This window comes from Streptomyces dioscori (assembly GCF_003024195.1).
GTDB lineage: Bacteria > Actinomycetota > Actinomycetes > Streptomycetales > Streptomycetaceae > Streptomyces > Streptomyces dioscori.
This window is the reverse complement of sequence record NZ_KZ679057.1, coordinates 126,467-141,027: the sequence shown is the minus strand read 5'-3', so window position 1 is coordinate 141,027 and position 14,561 is coordinate 126,467. Positions and strand designations below refer to the sequence as shown.

Annotated in this window: 15 protein-coding genes; 1 reads left to right on the top strand and 14 read right to left on the bottom strand. The window is 69.8% G+C overall.

The genetic code is table 11. From position 1 onward, the window contains the following. Positions 1–113 precede the first annotated feature (113 nt). From C6Y14_RS38370 to C6Y14_RS38325, 10 genes are all read right to left on the bottom strand, one after another. Positions 114–851: a DUF3159 domain-containing protein gene (locus C6Y14_RS38370; RefSeq protein WP_107021533.1), complete on the bottom strand. Its 738-nt coding sequence runs from the start codon at positions 849–851 to the stop codon at positions 114–116. A 3-nt stretch (positions 852–854) separates the two neighbouring features. Continuing rightward, a complete protein-coding gene (locus C6Y14_RS38365; protein ID WP_107021532.1) occupies positions 855–1,253 on the bottom strand; it encodes an OB-fold nucleic acid binding domain-containing protein in 399 nt (132 codons plus the stop codon). Positions 1,254–1,299: 46 nt separating this feature from the next. Beyond that, the gene (locus C6Y14_RS38360) at positions 1,300–1,983 is read right to left on the bottom strand and encodes a response regulator (protein WP_107021531.1); all 684 of its coding nucleotides are present in this window, start codon (positions 1,981–1,983) and stop codon (positions 1,300–1,302) included. Further along, positions 1,980–4,643: a sensor histidine kinase gene (locus tag C6Y14_RS38355; protein ID WP_107021530.1), complete on the bottom strand. Its 2,664-nt coding sequence runs from the start codon at positions 4,641–4,643 to the stop codon at positions 1,980–1,982. The genes C6Y14_RS38360 and C6Y14_RS38355 overlap by 4 nt, the downstream gene beginning before the upstream one ends. Positions 4,644–4,974: 331 nt before the next feature. Then, on the bottom strand, positions 4,975–5,685 hold the full coding sequence (locus C6Y14_RS38350; RefSeq protein WP_107021529.1) for an ABC transporter ATP-binding protein: 711 nt from the start codon (positions 5,683–5,685) through the stop codon (positions 4,975–4,977). Between the two features lie 59 nt (positions 5,686–5,744). Continuing rightward, complete coding sequence (locus C6Y14_RS38345; RefSeq protein ID WP_107021528.1) at positions 5,745–6,989, bottom strand: alginate lyase family protein; 1,245 nt, start codon at positions 6,987–6,989, stop codon at positions 5,745–5,747. Positions 6,990–7,111: 122 nt separating this feature from the next. Continuing rightward, the gene (locus tag C6Y14_RS38340) at positions 7,112–8,002 is read right to left on the bottom strand and encodes a peptidoglycan-binding domain-containing protein (protein ID WP_107021527.1); all 891 of its coding nucleotides are present in this window, start codon (positions 8,000–8,002) and stop codon (positions 7,112–7,114) included. A gap of 442 nt (positions 8,003–8,444) precedes the next feature. Further along, on the bottom strand, positions 8,445–9,206 hold the full coding sequence (locus tag C6Y14_RS38335) for a DUF3710 domain-containing protein (protein ID WP_107021526.1): 762 nt from the start codon (positions 9,204–9,206) through the stop codon (positions 8,445–8,447). Position 9,207: 1 nt separating this feature from the next. Further along, a complete protein-coding gene (gene dut, locus C6Y14_RS38330; protein WP_107021525.1) occupies positions 9,208–9,729 on the bottom strand; it encodes a dUTP diphosphatase in 522 nt (173 codons plus the stop codon). Then, positions 9,726–10,310, bottom strand: a complete 585-nt coding sequence (locus C6Y14_RS38325; protein WP_107021524.1) for a PaaI family thioesterase — start codon at positions 10,308–10,310, stop codon at positions 9,726–9,728. Before C6Y14_RS38325 ends, dut begins: the two co-directional genes overlap by 4 nt. A 58-nt stretch (positions 10,311–10,368) precedes the next feature. On the opposite strand from C6Y14_RS38325, the gene C6Y14_RS38320 reads away from it, so the two are divergent. Further along, on the top strand, positions 10,369–10,830 hold the full coding sequence (locus C6Y14_RS38320) for a DUF3093 domain-containing protein (RefSeq protein ID WP_107021523.1): 462 nt from the start codon (positions 10,369–10,371) through the stop codon (positions 10,828–10,830). A gap of 211 nt (positions 10,831–11,041) precedes the next feature. Here C6Y14_RS38320 and C6Y14_RS38315 read toward each other — a convergent pair whose 3' ends face one another. The 4 genes from C6Y14_RS38315 to C6Y14_RS38300 all read right to left on the bottom strand — a co-directional run bounded on the left by C6Y14_RS38315 (position 11,042) and on the right by C6Y14_RS38300 (position 14,541). Next, positions 11,042–11,938 (bottom strand): hypothetical protein, encoded by an 897-nt coding sequence (locus C6Y14_RS38315; protein WP_107021522.1) that lies wholly within the window; start codon positions 11,936–11,938, stop codon positions 11,042–11,044. 13 nt (positions 11,939–11,951) lie between these two features. Further along, positions 11,952–12,248: a DUF4193 domain-containing protein gene (locus C6Y14_RS38310; RefSeq protein ID WP_005481602.1), complete on the bottom strand. Its 297-nt coding sequence runs from the start codon at positions 12,246–12,248 to the stop codon at positions 11,952–11,954. Positions 12,249–12,640: 392 nt separating this feature from the next. Then, positions 12,641–13,882: a sensor histidine kinase gene (locus C6Y14_RS38305; RefSeq protein ID WP_107021521.1), complete on the bottom strand. Its 1,242-nt coding sequence runs from the start codon at positions 13,880–13,882 to the stop codon at positions 12,641–12,643. A 5-nt stretch (positions 13,883–13,887) separates the two neighbouring features. Further along, positions 13,888–14,541, bottom strand: a complete 654-nt coding sequence (locus C6Y14_RS38300) for a response regulator transcription factor (protein ID WP_006380516.1) — start codon at positions 14,539–14,541, stop codon at positions 13,888–13,890. Between the last annotated feature and the right edge of the window lie 20 nt (positions 14,542–14,561).

Below are 14,561 nucleotides of genomic sequence, written 5' to 3'. Positions count from 1 at the left end.
GCGGCAGACATGAAGAGGGGGCGCCCGGATCTCTCCGGGCGCCCCCTCTTCATCATGCATGGACTTCATCATGCGTGGATTTCTTCACGCATGGACTTCTTGACGCAGGGCGCCTAGTCCGCGGACCGGGCAGCCGCCTGCCGTTCCTTCTCGGCCTTCTCCTCGGCCTCCATCTCGGCGAAGACGTCGATCGGCGGCGGAGCCTTCGCGAGGAAGACCCACGTCAGCCACACCGCGAGCAGGAAGGGCGGAATCTTCAGCGCGATCAGAACCCAGCCGAACTGAGTCGTGTCGGCCCACCAGTAGAGCGGGAAAAGGATCGCGCACTTGGCGAGCAGGATGAGACCCCACGCGTAACTGGCCTTCGCGTAAGCCTTCTTGCGGCCAGGATTACGCGTACGCCAGGAGAGGTTCTCCTTGAAGACCGGCCCGAGGATCAGGCCGATCAGCGGCACTCCGGCGAGCGTCGTGATGATGTACGCGAGGGCGAGCCCGAGCGTGTACAGCATGCCCGGCAGGTAGAAGTCCTTCGCGTTGCCCGTCATCATCGCGAAGACGACACCGAAGGCGACACCGAAGACACCGCTGAACGCGTGCTTGACGGTGTCCTTCATGACCAGACGGACCACGACGAGCAGGATCGACACACCGAGGGCCGCGATGGCCGCCGAGTGCAGGTCCTTGTTGATCGTGAAGATCGTGACGAAGAGCAGGCCCGGCAGGACCGTCTCGATCATGCCCCGCAGACCGCCGAACGCCTCGAAAAGGGCGGCTTCGGTCACCGCCCGTGAGTCCTGCGCATCCTGCGCGTCCCGCTGGGCGTCTTCGGTCGGCTTGTCGAGCGACGTCACCGGCTACTCCCGTCCGAGGGGTCTGAGTTCGTACTTCGGATTGAACAGCACGCGCCGGCCCCGGCTCATCGAGATACGGCCCGACGCCATCAGCTTGCGCCCCGGTTCTATCCCCACGATGGAACGCCTGCCGAGCCACACCACGTCCAGAGCGGCCGAACCGTCGAACAGCTCGGCCTCCAGGGCCGGGACACCGGCCCTCGGGCGCAGGGTGACCGTGCGCAAGGTACCAGTAACCGTGACCACCTGTCGGTCGCGGCAGTCACCGATACGGGTGCAGCCCGCGGTCTCGGCGTCCTCGCGCAGCTCCTCCGACTCCAGGTCCTCCTGGGAGCTGGAGAGCCGGTCGATCATGCGCCGGAACCGGCCCGCCGGCTTTTCGGATCGAGGGACAGCACTCATACCTCAAAGCGTACCGGGGGCCGCTGACAGGAACGTACCCGTAGCACTAACGCTCGAACCGGTAGCCCATCCCCGGTTCGGTGACGAAGTGCCGCGGATGCGAGGGGTCCACCTCCAGTTTGCGGCGGAGCTGGGCCATGTAGACCCGCAGGTAGTTCGTCTCGGTGCCGTAGGAGGGGCCCCAGACCTCCTGGAGCAGCTGTTTCTGGCTGACCAGGCGGCCCGTGTTGCGCACCAGCACCTCCAGGAGGTGCCACTCGGTCGGGGTGAGGCGTACGTCGCGGCCGTCCCGGTGGACCTTCTTGGCGGCCAGGTCGACGGTGAAGTCCTCCGTCGTGACGATCACGTCGTCCTCGCCGCCGCCGGTGGGCTCGGCACGGCGGACCGCCGCGCGCAGCCGGGCGAGCAGCTCGTCCATACCGAAGGGCTTGGTCACGTAGTCGTCGGCGCCCGCGTCCAGGGCCTCGACCTTCTCGTCGGAGGAGTGCCGGGCGGACAGGACGAGGATCGGTACGCGTGTCCAGCCGCGCAGTCCCCTGATCACCTCGACGCCGTCCATGTCGGGCAGGCCCAGGTCGAGCACGACGACGTCGGGATGGCGGGCGGCGGCGAGCTGGAGGGCGGTGGCGCCGTCGGGGGCCGCGTCGACCTCGTACTTGCGTGCCTTGAGGTTGATCACGAGGGCTCGGGTGATCTGCGGCTCGTCGTCGACCACGAGGACCCGGGTCATGAAGCCTGCCTTTCCGGTTGTACGGGTTCTTCTTGTACGCGTTCCGCCTGCGAGGCCTCTTCTTGTACGCGTTCCGCTCGCACGGCCTCTTCTTGTACAGCCTCTTTCTGTACGGGTCCCGCGGCGTCCGGGGCTTCCGGGGCTGCCAGGGCTGCCGCGCGGGCGGAGCCCACCTTGAGCGTGAGGACCATGGTGAGGCCCCCGCCGGGGGTGTCCTCGGCGTTGAGCGTGCCGCCCATGGCCTCGGCGAAACCTCGGGCGACCGCGAGGCCGAGACCGACCCCGGCGCCGCGCGGGGCGTCGCCGTACCGCTGGAAGGGAGCGAATATACGGTCCTTGGCCTCGTCCGGGACGCCCCGGCCCCGGTCCACGACCCGCACCTCCACCCGGTCGCCGAGCGCGCTGGCGGCGACGAGGACGCGCTCACCCCCGGGGCTGTACTTGACGGCGTTCTCGACGAGGTTCGCGACGGAGCGCTCCAGCAGGCCCGGGTCGACGGCGACCATGGGCAGCGTCTCGGGGATCTCCAGTTCCACACTGTGTTCCGGTACGCCGCCCAGGGCCATCGGGACGACCTCGTCGAGGTCGATCTCGCGGATCAACGGGGTGACCGTGCCCGTCTGGAGGCGGGACATGTCGAGCAGGTTGCCCACCAGATGGTCCAGCCGGTCGGCGCCCGCCTCGATGCCTTCCAGCAGCTCCGCCTCGTCCTCCTCGGACCAGGCCACGTCGTCCGACCTGAGGGACGACACGGCGGCCTTGATCGCTGCGAGCGGCGTCCGCAGGTCGTGGCTGACGGCGGCCAGCAGCGCCGTGCGGATGCGGTTGCCCTCGGCGAGCGTGCGGGCCTGGTCGGCCTCCTGCTGGAGACGCTTGCGGTCGAGGACGACGACGGCCTGGGCGGCGAAGGCGGCCAGCACCCGACGGTCCTCGGCGGGCAGCACCCGGCCGGAGAGGGCGAGCGCGGTGTGGTCGCCGACCGGCATGTCCACGTCGGCGGCCTCGGGGAGCGTCGGCGGGTGCGGGCCCACACTGCCCGCGCAGACCCACGGCTCGACGTCGCCGGCTCGCTCCAGCAGGGCCACCGACTCCATGCCGAAGGTCTCACGGACACGTTCCAGCAGGGCGTCGAGGCTGGTCTCGCCGCGCAGGATGCTGCCCGCGAGGAAGGAGAGGATCTCGGACTCGGCACGCAGCCGGGCCGCCTGGTGGGTACGGCGGGCCGCCAGGTCCACGACCGATGCCACCGAGATCGCCACTCCCACGAAGATCACGATGGCGACGATGTTCTTGGGGTCCGAGACGGTCAGCCGGTGCAGCGGCGGGGTGAAGAAGTAGTTCAGCAGGAAGGAGCCGAAGGCCGCCGAGGCGAGTGCCGGGAGCAGCCCGCCGAGCAGGGCCGCCGCCACGGTCAGCGTCAGGAACAGCAGCATGTCGTTGGCGAGCCCGAGGTCCGCGTCGGCGTTGATCAGCAGCAGCGCTAGGACCGCCGGGCCGACGACACCGGTCAGCCAACCCGCGATGATCCGGGACCGGCCCAGGCGCGCACCCCGGGCGACCGGCAGGCCGCGCCCCTTGCCCGCCTCGTCGTGCGTGACGATGTGCACGTCCAGGTCGGGCCCGGACTCCCGGGCGACCGTGGCGCCGACGCCGGGCCCGAACACGTACTGCCAGGCCTTGCGCCGGGAGGAGCCCAGCACGATCTGGCTGGCGTTGACGCCGCGGGCGAACTCCAGGAGCGCGGACGGGATGTCGTCGCCCACCACGTGGTGGAAGGTGCCGCCGAGGTCCTCGGCGAGGGTCCGCTGGACGGCGAGTTCCTTGGGTGAGGCGGCGGTGAGGCCGTCACTGCGGGCGATGTAGACGGCCAGCACCTCGCCGCCCGCGCCCTTCTCGGCCAACCGGGCGGCCCGGCGGATCAGCGTACGGCCCTCGGGACCGCCGGTGAGGCCGACGACGATGCGTTCGCGGGCCTGCCAGGTGGAGCGGATGCCGTGCTCTCCCCGGTACTGCTGGAGGTACTCGTCGACGCGGTCGGCGACCCAGAGCAGGGCCAGCTCGCGCAGCGCGGTGAGGTTGCCGGGGCGGAAGTAGTTGGACAGGGCCGCGTCGACCTTGTCCGGCTTGTAGATGTTGCCGTGTGCCATCCGGCGGCGCAGTGCCTGGGGGGACATGTCGACCAGCTCGATCTGATCGGCCCGCCGCACCACCTCGTCCGGCAGGGTCTCGCGCTGGCGTACGCCCGTTATCGACTCGACGACGTCACCGAGCGATTCGAGGTGCTGGATGTTGACCGTCGAGACGACGTCGATGCCGGCGGCGAGCAGTTCCTCGACGTCCTGCCAGCGCTTGGCGTTGCGCGAGCCGGGCACATTGGTGTGCGCCAGTTCGTCCACCAGGGCGACGGCGGGTGCGCGCTCCAGGACCGCGTCGACGTCCATCTCGGTGAAGGCGGCGTCGCGGTGGGCGAGCTCCCTGCGGGGGATCTGCTCCAGGCCGTGCAGCATCACCTCCGTCCGCGGCCGGTCGTGGTGCTCCACGAAGGCCACCACACAGTCCGCGCCCCGCTCGACACGGCGGTGCGCCTCGGACAGCATCGCGTACGTCTTGCCGACGCCAGGTGCCGCACCGAGATAGATCCGAAGCTTGCCGCGTCCCATGGCCTCATTGTCTTCCCAAACGCACTGCGTGGCTGGCTAGACCATACGACCGACGATCAGGACAAATGGGACGGCAAGCACGCGCAACCCCGTCCTTGACACAACCCTGACGCACACCGCCGGCCAGGGGCGCGGCGAACGGCGCAGCCTTTCGCCTTCCAGGGGCGCAGCCCCAGGGGCACGGGGAACGGCGCAATCTTTTGCCTCTAGGGGCGCGGGGAACGGCGCAATCCTTTTAGGGGCGCGGGGAACTGCGCGACCAGCCCCCACCGGGCCGCAGACGAAATCCAGCGGCCGGAACCTGCCCCGGCAGGGGCCCCGGCCCCTGCCGTCAATTCTCCACGATCTCGCCGTCACGCAGCTCAAGGACCCGATCGGCCAGATCCAGGAGCGCCGCGTCATGCGTGGCCACGAGCGCGGTGACCCGCTCGCTGCGGACGACCGCCCGCAGCAGCTCCATCACGCCGATACCGGTCTCGGCGTCGAGCTGCCCGGTCGGCTCATCGGCAATGAGCAGCGCCGGATTGTTCGCAAGGGCACGGGCGATGGCGACACGCTGCTGCTGCCCCCCGGACAGCTCACCGGGCCGCTGCGCAGCATGGTCGGCGAGCCCGACCAGCGAGAGCAGCAGCTCGACACGCTCCTCACGCTCACGCGGTTCGGCCCGGCGCAGCCGCATCGGCACGCCCACGTTCTCGGCGGCCGTCAGGATCGGGATCAGCCCGAAGGACTGGAAGACGAAGCCGATACGGTCCCGGCGCAGCTCAAGCAGCCCGTTCTCACCGAGTCCGGAGAGATCGAGTCCGTCGACCGTGATCCGCCCCCCGTCCGGCTCGTCGAGCCCGCCGACGAGGTTCAGCAGTGTGGTCTTGCCCGACCCCGAACGCCCTTTGAGTGCGACGAGTTCTCCGCGCGGTATGTCGAACGACACCCCGCGCAGGGCGTGTACGGCGGTGGCTCCGCTGCCGTACGAGCGGTGGACGTTCTCCACCCGGACCATCGTGTCCGTGGCGACCGTGTCCGTGACGACCTGAGTGCTCATGCCTCTCCCCCGTGGACCGGGCGCCAGTATCACCGTCCGGCGCCCGGACCTGCAACGGTTCAGCTCAGGTTGTCGCCGTGCGTGAGCGTCTCCCAGGCTACGAACAGGTTGTTGCTGCCCGCCGGACGGTTCTGCGCCGTCAGCCGCTCGGTGTTGCTCATGGCGATGCCGAGACGGTTGTGCAGGGCGTTGTAACCGACCTCGGTGACCGGTCCGAGCCCGAGGTGCAGCGACCCGCCGCACAGCCAGCTCGGAGCAGCCTCGCCGAGTTGGTACTTCGCCTGGAAGCCGAGCGCGTGCCGCAGCCGCTCGCCGACGTCGGTGCCGTACAGGTCCTGGCCCTGGATGCGACTGGTCTCGGCGATGTGCGCGATCGCGGAGATGCCGTATCCGGTTTGGGTGAAGTCGCGGCAGGTCTCCTGGGTGACCCCGTTGACGAAGGTGGACTGGCCCTGCCAGTAGTTGACGATCTTCTGGGTGGTGTCGAGGTTCTGGCTCGGCACGGTCTTCGGCAGGGCGCCGTCGGAGGATATGTAGACGTAGGCGGCCGTACGGGTGCGGAACTTGGCCATGGCCTTGTCGTACGAGGCCTTGTCCTCCAGGAAGACGGAGATGCCGACGGCGGCCTCCATCATCGACAGCTCCCAGTTGCCGTTGGAGTTCGAGCCGTTGATGACCATCGGCAGATAGACGTCGCGCAGCATCGTCGAGAAGCGCCCGGAGTTCGCCCAGCCTCCGTCGTACGTGTACTTGATGATCTCGGCGGCCTTCGGCCAGGACGAGCCCGCCCAGCCGGTCTGCAGCGGTGCGTTGCTGTTGGTGTGGTCCCTGATGGTCGCGGACCAGGCGTCCATCAGCTCGATCGCCTTCTTCGCGTACCGGGCGTCGCGCGTGACGTACCAGGCCAGCGCCTGGGTGTACGCGGCGATCGCGTCCTCTCTCTCGTCGGTGCAGCCGTAGTTGGGGTTCGAGTACGAGCCGCACTCCACGACCGCGCGGGGCTTGGCGGTGCGCGTGAGCGAGCCGTACTTGCTGGACATCATCTGGTCGTACGCGCCCTTCCAGGGCTGCGCCCCGGCGTTGACCTGCTGGCGGGCGAAGTCCAACTGGCCGCGGGAGACGGTGACTCCGGGGTGCGCGAAGGTCGCGGGGGCCGCCTCGGCGCGTTCGGCGGCGGGCCAGGCGAGGGTGCCGACCAGCAGGGCGGTGACGGTGGCGAGGAGCGCGGAGCGGGCTGCCCCGCGGTGGCGCGCGGGGCGTACCGGGCGTGCGGGACGTGGGGGGACCGGAGCGGTCGGCTTCATGGGGGGCCATCCGTTCTCGTATGTGAACACGGAATGCCTTTATGAACACAGGCGTTGGCCGGGACCATAGGTACAGACCATGTCCGCGTCAAGAGAAACGGCGGTCGGCGACAGCGGACCGCTCAGCCCTTGACCGTGAAGCCGTGCTGCCGGCCGAGCTTCTTCAGCGTGGTCTGCCCAGGAATGCCGTTGGCCTCCGCGCCGCTGAAGCCGTAGCGGCGCTGCAGGGCCGCGTACGCCTCGACGGTCCTGCTGCCGAAGGATCCGTCGGCCCACTGAGATGGCAGCAACCCCTCGGCCACCAAGGCCTTTTCGACGACCAGGACATCCGGCTTGTGCGTCTTTCCGCCCTGGGGAAGCCCCGGGTCGCGGCGCGCGGCGGCGATCAGATTACTGAGGTCGACGACGGGCTTGGCGGCCGCGCTGCCACTGTCCGGCTTCTCGGCCGGGGCCGCTTCGAAGAGGGCGGACCTGTCGAGGTCGCCCGGGTCCCAGTGGTCGTTGCCCGGGATGTTCGCGTGACCGTAGTGGCCGCCCTTGCTCATCCAGACCGAGCGGGGGCGGTTGGTGGCGTCGGCGGCCGAGGTCGCGAGGCGCCCGGCCGGGAAGGTGTCCGGGATCTTCCATGAGCGGATCGCGGCCATCATGGCCCGGTAGTTCGGGCCCGGCTCCCAGGTCTTGGTGAACGGCTTGGCGGCCCGTCCCAGCACCTCGATCTGGATGCAGACCTTTCCGACGCGATTGGTCCTCGTCGACCCGTCGTTGAGCAGTGCGCGGGCGCTGTGGTTCAGCGGGCCGAACTGCCCGAGGCGGTCGGTCGTCGGGTCGTAGAGCAGGTGCGGTTCGGCGGTCTTGCGGATCAGGAGCGCCGTCACGGCCTTGAAGGCGTCGTCGCCCGTGCCGCTCTCCGTGGTGTGCCAGACAACACGGCCCGGAATCGACGGATGATCCATCGCGCCTCCGATGCTCCCGTCACCCAAGCGCTGTGCCTTCTCGATCCAGTTGGTGCCCATTTCACGTCCCCCGTGATTCGCATGATCAACAAGTCGGCCTTCGAGCAAGGGAGTTGAGATCTCCGCCCTCCCTCGTCATGCCCAGGGTGACGCAGCGTAGTCACATTCGGGTAGCGGCTCCGGGCCTTCTTCACTCATTTGGCCCACACGCGGATCCCCGAGAGGCATGAATGTCCAGACATGCGCGGGGCAGGAACAGCGTGAAGGGCCTCCGCGACCGCGACCCCCGCCGCGCCCGCCGCCCCTTACTCCGCCCCGGCCGGCCCGCCGGCGCCCCACGACCCGTCCATCACCGCGCACGCCCGTGCCGACCTGCGGTTCACGGCCCCGAGGGCGCCGTCCGGGGCGCAGTGGCCGCACCGGCCGCACACGACGACGGGCCGCACTCCCCGAAGGGAATGCGGCCCGTCGCACACGTACGAGTACGCGGCTTTCGAGGCGCCTAGCGGACCTCGGTGATCTCCGGTCCGCGCTGCAACTGCCCCATGCCGCCGGAGAAGCGGGACCCGGCCTGCTCCTCCTGCTGAACACCCTCAGCGACCATCTGCGCGTCGTCCGGCAGCTTCAGCACGATCGGGTCGCGCGGGGCCATCGGGCCCTCTCCGCGGACCACCACGGTGTCCCGGAAGATCTGCTCCAGCAGACCGGCGGCCTGCGGCTGCACCGCGCCCTGCCCTGAGATCACTCCGCGCAGGAACCAGCGGGGGCCGTCCACGCCGATGAACCGGACGACCTGGAAGCCGCCCGTGCCGTCCGGCAGCTGCACCGGCACCTGGGCGCGCAGCTCCCAGCCCAGCGGCCCCTCGACCTCGTCGATGACACCGCCCTGCTGGGTGATGCCGGTGGCGATCTCCTCGCGCACCTCGCCCCAGATGCCCTCGCGCTTGGGAGCGGCGAAGGCCTGCAGCTGGACGGCGCTGTCCTTGAGCACCACGGTGGCCGCGACGATCGCGTCGCCCGCGACCTCCACCCGGAGCTCCATGCCGTCGACCCCGGGCACGAAAAGGCCTCCCAGGTCGACCCGGCCGTCGGCCGGGTCGCGCACCTCGGTGCCGTCCCAGGGACCGTCGGGGCGCGGCTCCGGTTCGAGCCTCACGCGCTCGCGCTCCGCCCCGTCCGCCTCAGTGTCGACTCCGTCGACGACCTGCTCGGCCTCGCCCGCCGCGTCCTCGGCGGCACTGCCCTTCTTGCGACGTCCGAACACGTCACTGTCCTTCCCGGTCGGATACGACCGAAGCGTATCGATTCCCACCCGTTGTGCCGCCCACCGCGGAATGCCCGCCGGTGGACCCGAAGCCCCCTGCGGCCCGCGCCGAGTCGGGAAGCTCCGCGACTTCCTGGAAGCTCACCTTCTCGACCTGCTGGACGACCAGTTGGGCAATCCGGTCGAAGCGCTCGAACCGCACGGACTCGCGCGGGTCGAGATTCACCACGATCACCTTGATCTCCCCACGGTACCCGGCATCAACCGTCCCCGGGGCATTCACGAGAGCGACACCGCAGCGGGCGGCAAGCCCCGAACGCGGGTGCACGAAGGCCGCGTACCCCTCGGGAAGCGCGATGCACACCCCGGTGGGGAGCACGGCGCGTTCGCCGGGCTCCAGCACATGGCTCTCGGTGGTCCGCAGATCCGCGCCGGCGTCGCCGGGATGCGCGTATTCCGGAAGCGGTACGTCCGGGTCGACGCGCTTGATCAGCACGCCCACGGGGGCTTGGACGGGGGTCACGGGTTCACCTCGAAAGCACGGGCACGACGGACCTGGTCGGGGTCGTCCATGGCCGCCCGGATCTCCTCCGGCCGGCCGTTGTCGACGAAGTGGTCGACCTTCACCTCTACGAAGAGAGCGTCCGCGCGGACGGCGACGGGCCCCGCGGGGCCGCCGATCCGTCCCGTGGCGGAAGAGTAGATCTTTCGTCCGGCCACCGCCGTCACCTCGGCCTCCAGGTACAGCACGGTGCCCACGGGCACGGGCCGTACGAAGTCGGTCTCCAGGCGGCCGGTCACGGCGATGGTGCGCAGCAGCCAGTTCAGCGACCCGAGGGTCTCGTCGAGGGCACTGGCGAGGACTCCGCCGTGCGCGAGGCCCGGAGCGCCCTGGTGTGCGCTCTGCACGGTGAATTCGGCGGTGATCCGCACCCCGTCGCCCGCGCGGGCCTCAAGGTGCAGTCCGTGCGGCTGTCCGCCGCCGCAGCCGAAGCACTGGTCGTAGTGCGCGCCGAGGAGCTCGCCCGGGGCGGGCGCGTCGGGATGGCGCACCGGCGCCACGGCGTCGGCCGGGGGCCGCAGGGCCGAAGATGTACCACTCACAGGCGCAGACCTTACCTCCGCGTCAGCGGCCCGTACGCACCGTGGCAGGCTTGGCGGTATGCAGCCCTCCGCCTCGCCGTACGAAGAACGTCTGACCGCGCCCCGATCCTGGTGGTTCGTCTGCCTGCTGGTGGGCGTCTCGATGGCGCTGATCCTGCTCCCCTTCGGCACGCTGCCCCTGCTGGGCGGCCTGGTCGGCGGCACGGCGGTGTCGGCGGTGGTGGCCAGTTCGTACGGCTCCGCACGGATCCGTGTGGTGGGCGGCGCCCTGATTGCCGGGGACGCCAGGATCCCGGTCTCCGCCCTGGGTGAGGCACACGTCCTCGACCCCGAAGAGGCCCGCGCCTGGCGGTCGTTCAAGGCCGACGCGCGCGCCCACATGCTGTTGCGGGCGTACATCCCGACGGCCCTGCGCGTGGACATCACGGACCCGGCCGACCCGACTCCGTACGTCTATCTGTCGAGCCGTGACCCCGAGCGTCTGGCGGCGGCCCTGGAGGCCGCGCGCACGAACGCGTAGACGGACGGCGACCGCGGCCGGACCGCACCGGGCGGTCCCGGTGTCCGGTCTGCGGTTCCCACGGTGTCCGGCCCGAGGCCCGACCCGGATCTGTGTCCGAGCCCGAAACCGAACAAGTTTCCGTACGCGTACTCGTACGGAAACTTTTCCTTTCAGGGGCCAGAACTTTGCCCGCCGTACGGGATTCGGCGGCCGGTGGTCCGTACCGGGGTCAGCTCCCCAGCTCCCTCCGGAGGTCGCCCATGCCGAGCGGCTCGGCCGGCTCCTCCAGGGGCGGCAGCGCCGGGAGGGCGTCCCAGGGCACCTGCACCTTGCGGAGGTCCTTGCGGACCCGGTCCGCGAGCTTTCTCGTGTCACGGCGGTTCATGAGCGCCCCGACGGCCGCGCCCACCATGAACGGCATCAGGTTCGGCAGGTTGCGGACCGTGCGCTTCATGATCTGCTGGCGCAGCTCGCGCTTCATCTGGCCCCCGAGGGCCGCGTTGAGCGTCGACGGTTTGGTCACGTCGATGCCGCGCTCCTCCGACCACGAGTTCAGATACGTGGTGGAGCGCTCTTTCAGATTGCCGGGCGGCCGCAGGCCGTAGACCTCGTACAGCTCGGCGATCAGCTTCAGTTCGATCGCGGCGACGCCGGTGACCTCGGCGGCCAGCTCCGTGGGCATGGCCGGCGGTACGGGCATCATCGCGGCGGCGCCGACGCTCGCGCCCACGGTGGACGTCGCGTTGCACGCGCCCGCGACGAGTTTGTCCGCGAGCTGTTCGGGCCCCAGGCCCGGAAACTGCCTGCGGAGTGCGGCGAGGTCGCGTACGGGGATCCGCGGGGCGATCTCGATGATGCGGTCGGTGACGTACGCCAGAGCGGCCCTGGCCCGGCTGCCGCCCTTACGGACGCCCTCCGCGACCCCGTGGCCGACGGCGGCCGCCCGGCGTCTGGCGACAGGCGCCTTGGTCACCGGCACCTCCAGGGCACCGGAGGCGCCTGTCGCGTCCACTGCTTCGAGCGAGGCCGGGTGGCCCCGCTCGTCGTCGTGCATGCCGTCCTGAGACGGACCGGCCGCTCCCCTGTCACGAAAGCGGCGCTTCCAGGGCGGGGTCGAGCCTGTCACGGCCGACCCTGCCTCAGTCGCAGTCGCGGCAGATCGGCTGACCGTTCTTCTCGCGGGCCAGCTGACTGCGGTGGTGGACCAGGAAGCAGCTCATGCAGGTGAACTCGTCCTGCTGCTTCGGCAGGACCCGGACGGCCAGTTCCTCGTTCGAAAGGTCCGCTCCGGGCAGTTCCAGGCCTTCGGCCGCCTCGAACTCGTCCACGTCGACCGCCGAAGTCGACTTGTCGTTCCGGCGAGCCTTCAGTTCTTCAAGGCTGTCCGAGTCGACGTCGTCGTCGGTCTTGCGTGGGGTGTCGTAATCCGTTGCCATTGTCGCTCTCCCCCTCTGGGTGTCTGCGGTGTCTCAGCGCAGGTAACGCGTGAGAGGCCGGACTTGTGCCCGACCTGAGGCGGAGATTTTGCCTCACATCAAGGTCTGTTACTCAATCGACACCCAACCGGACTCCTGAGGAGTGATCGGCTTGGATGGCGAAGCGGACCGTACACGGTCCGAATGCCGCACTTCAAAGGCGTCTCACCGTGTACTTCCCGTGATCTCGACCCCCGAAAACCCGGATTATCCCGGCTTTCCGGCAGTCCCATTGATCACGGAGGGTAGATGACCGGAAAGAGGCCCTGTGATCGATCACACACGAACGTGCCTTTCGTCTGCCCGGGAAATTCCGCGCAAAGCGAACATCCTCGCGTGTCGGCGACATGGTCTCAGATAGGCAGGGCCACTCGCATCACCAGGCCACCCCCCTCGCGCGGTTCCGCGACGATGTGGCCGCCGTGGGCGCGGGCCACCGACCTGGCGATCGACAGTCCCAGACCCACACCCTTGTCACTTCCCGTCCGCTCGGTGCGCAGCCGCCGGAACGGCTCGAAAAGATTGTCGACCTCGTACGCGGGGACCACGGGTCCGGTGTTGGACACCGTGAGGACCGCCTGGCCGTGCTGCACCTGCGTGACGACCTCGACCCAGCCGTCCTGTGCCACGTTGTAGCGCACGGCGTTCTGGACGAGGTTCAGGGCGATCCGCTCCAGGAGGACGCCGTTGCCCTGGACGACCGCGGCGGACCGGTCCCCGCGGACCTCCACGCCCTTCACGTCCGCCTCGCCGCGCACCTGGTCTATGGCCTGCGAGGCGACCTCGGCGAGGTCGACCGGCTTGCGCTCGACGATCTGGTTGTCGCTGCGGGCGAGCAGCAGCAGGCCTTCTACGAGCTGCTCGCTGCGCTCGTTGGTGGCGAGCAGGGTCTTGCCCAGCTGCTGCAGCTCCATGGGGGCGCCCGGATCGGACAGGTGCACCTCCAGGAGCGTGCGGTTGATCGCCAGGGGCGTCCGCAGCTCGTGCGAGGCGTTCCCGACGAACCGCTGCTGAGCCGTGAAGGCCCGCTGCAGCCGCTCCAGCATGTCGTCGAAGGTGTCCGCCAACTCCTTGAGCTCGTCGTCCGGGCCGTCCAGCTCGATCCGCCGGGACAGGTCCGAGCCCGCCACCGCGCGCGCGGTGCGGGTGATGCGGCCCAGCGGGGAGAGAACGCGGCCTGCCATCGCGTAACCGAAGGCGAAGGCGATCACGGCGAGACCGAGAAGGGCCATCAGCGAGCGGCTGAGCAGTCCGTCCAGGGCGTGCTGCCGCTGGACGGCGGTGCACTCCTTGAGCATGGCGTTCAGCTCTTGGTTGTTGCCCGCCCCGCTCAGCTGCGGACAGGTGGCGCTGGTCAGTTCGAGGTTGCTGCCGGTCACCTGGAAGTCGACGCCGCTGCCCTCGTGCAGGGCCTGGGCCGCGAGCAGATAGATGATCGACAGCAGCAGGATCCCGGCGATCAGGAACATCCCGCCGTACAGCAGCGTGAGCCGTATGCGGATGGTCGGGCGCAGCCAGGGGAAGGGGGGTTCCGGTTTCCTCGGGTCCCAGGTGGGCTTCGGGGGCGCCTTGGGGGGCGCGGGGGTGGTGGTCATCGGGGTCAGATCCGGTATCCGGAGCCGGGCACGGTGACGATGACCGGCGGCTCTCCGAGCTTGCGGCGCAGGGTCATCACCGTGACCCGCACGACGTTGGTGAACGGGTCGGTGTTCTCGTCCCAGGCCTTCTCCAGGAGCTGCTCGGCGGAGACGACCGCGCCCTCGCTGCGCAGCAGGACCTCCAGCACGGCGAACTCCTTGGGCGCGAGCTGGACCTCCTTGCCGTCGCGGAAGACCTCGCGGCGGTTGGGGTCGAGCTTGATCCCGGCGCGCTCCAGGACGGGCGGCAGCGGCAGGCTCGTACGCCGGCCGAGTGCACGCACGCGTGCCGTCAGCTCGCTGAAAGCGAACGGCTTGGGGAGGTAGTCGTCGGCGCCGATCTCCAGGCCCTCGACCCGGTCGCTGACGTCTCCGGAGGCGGTGAGCATCAGCACACGGGTCGGCATGCCCAGCTCGACGATCTTCCGGCAGACGTCGTCGCCGTGCACGAGCGGGAGGTCACGGTCGAGGACGACCACGTCGTAGTCGTTGACGCCGATGCGCTCCAGGGCGGCCGCGCCGTCGTACACGACGTCGACGGCCATGGCCTCCCGGCGCAGTCCGGTGGCCACCGCATCGGCGAGCAGCTGCTCGTCCTCGACGACGAGTACGCGCACGTCGCTTGTCCTTCCTGTGT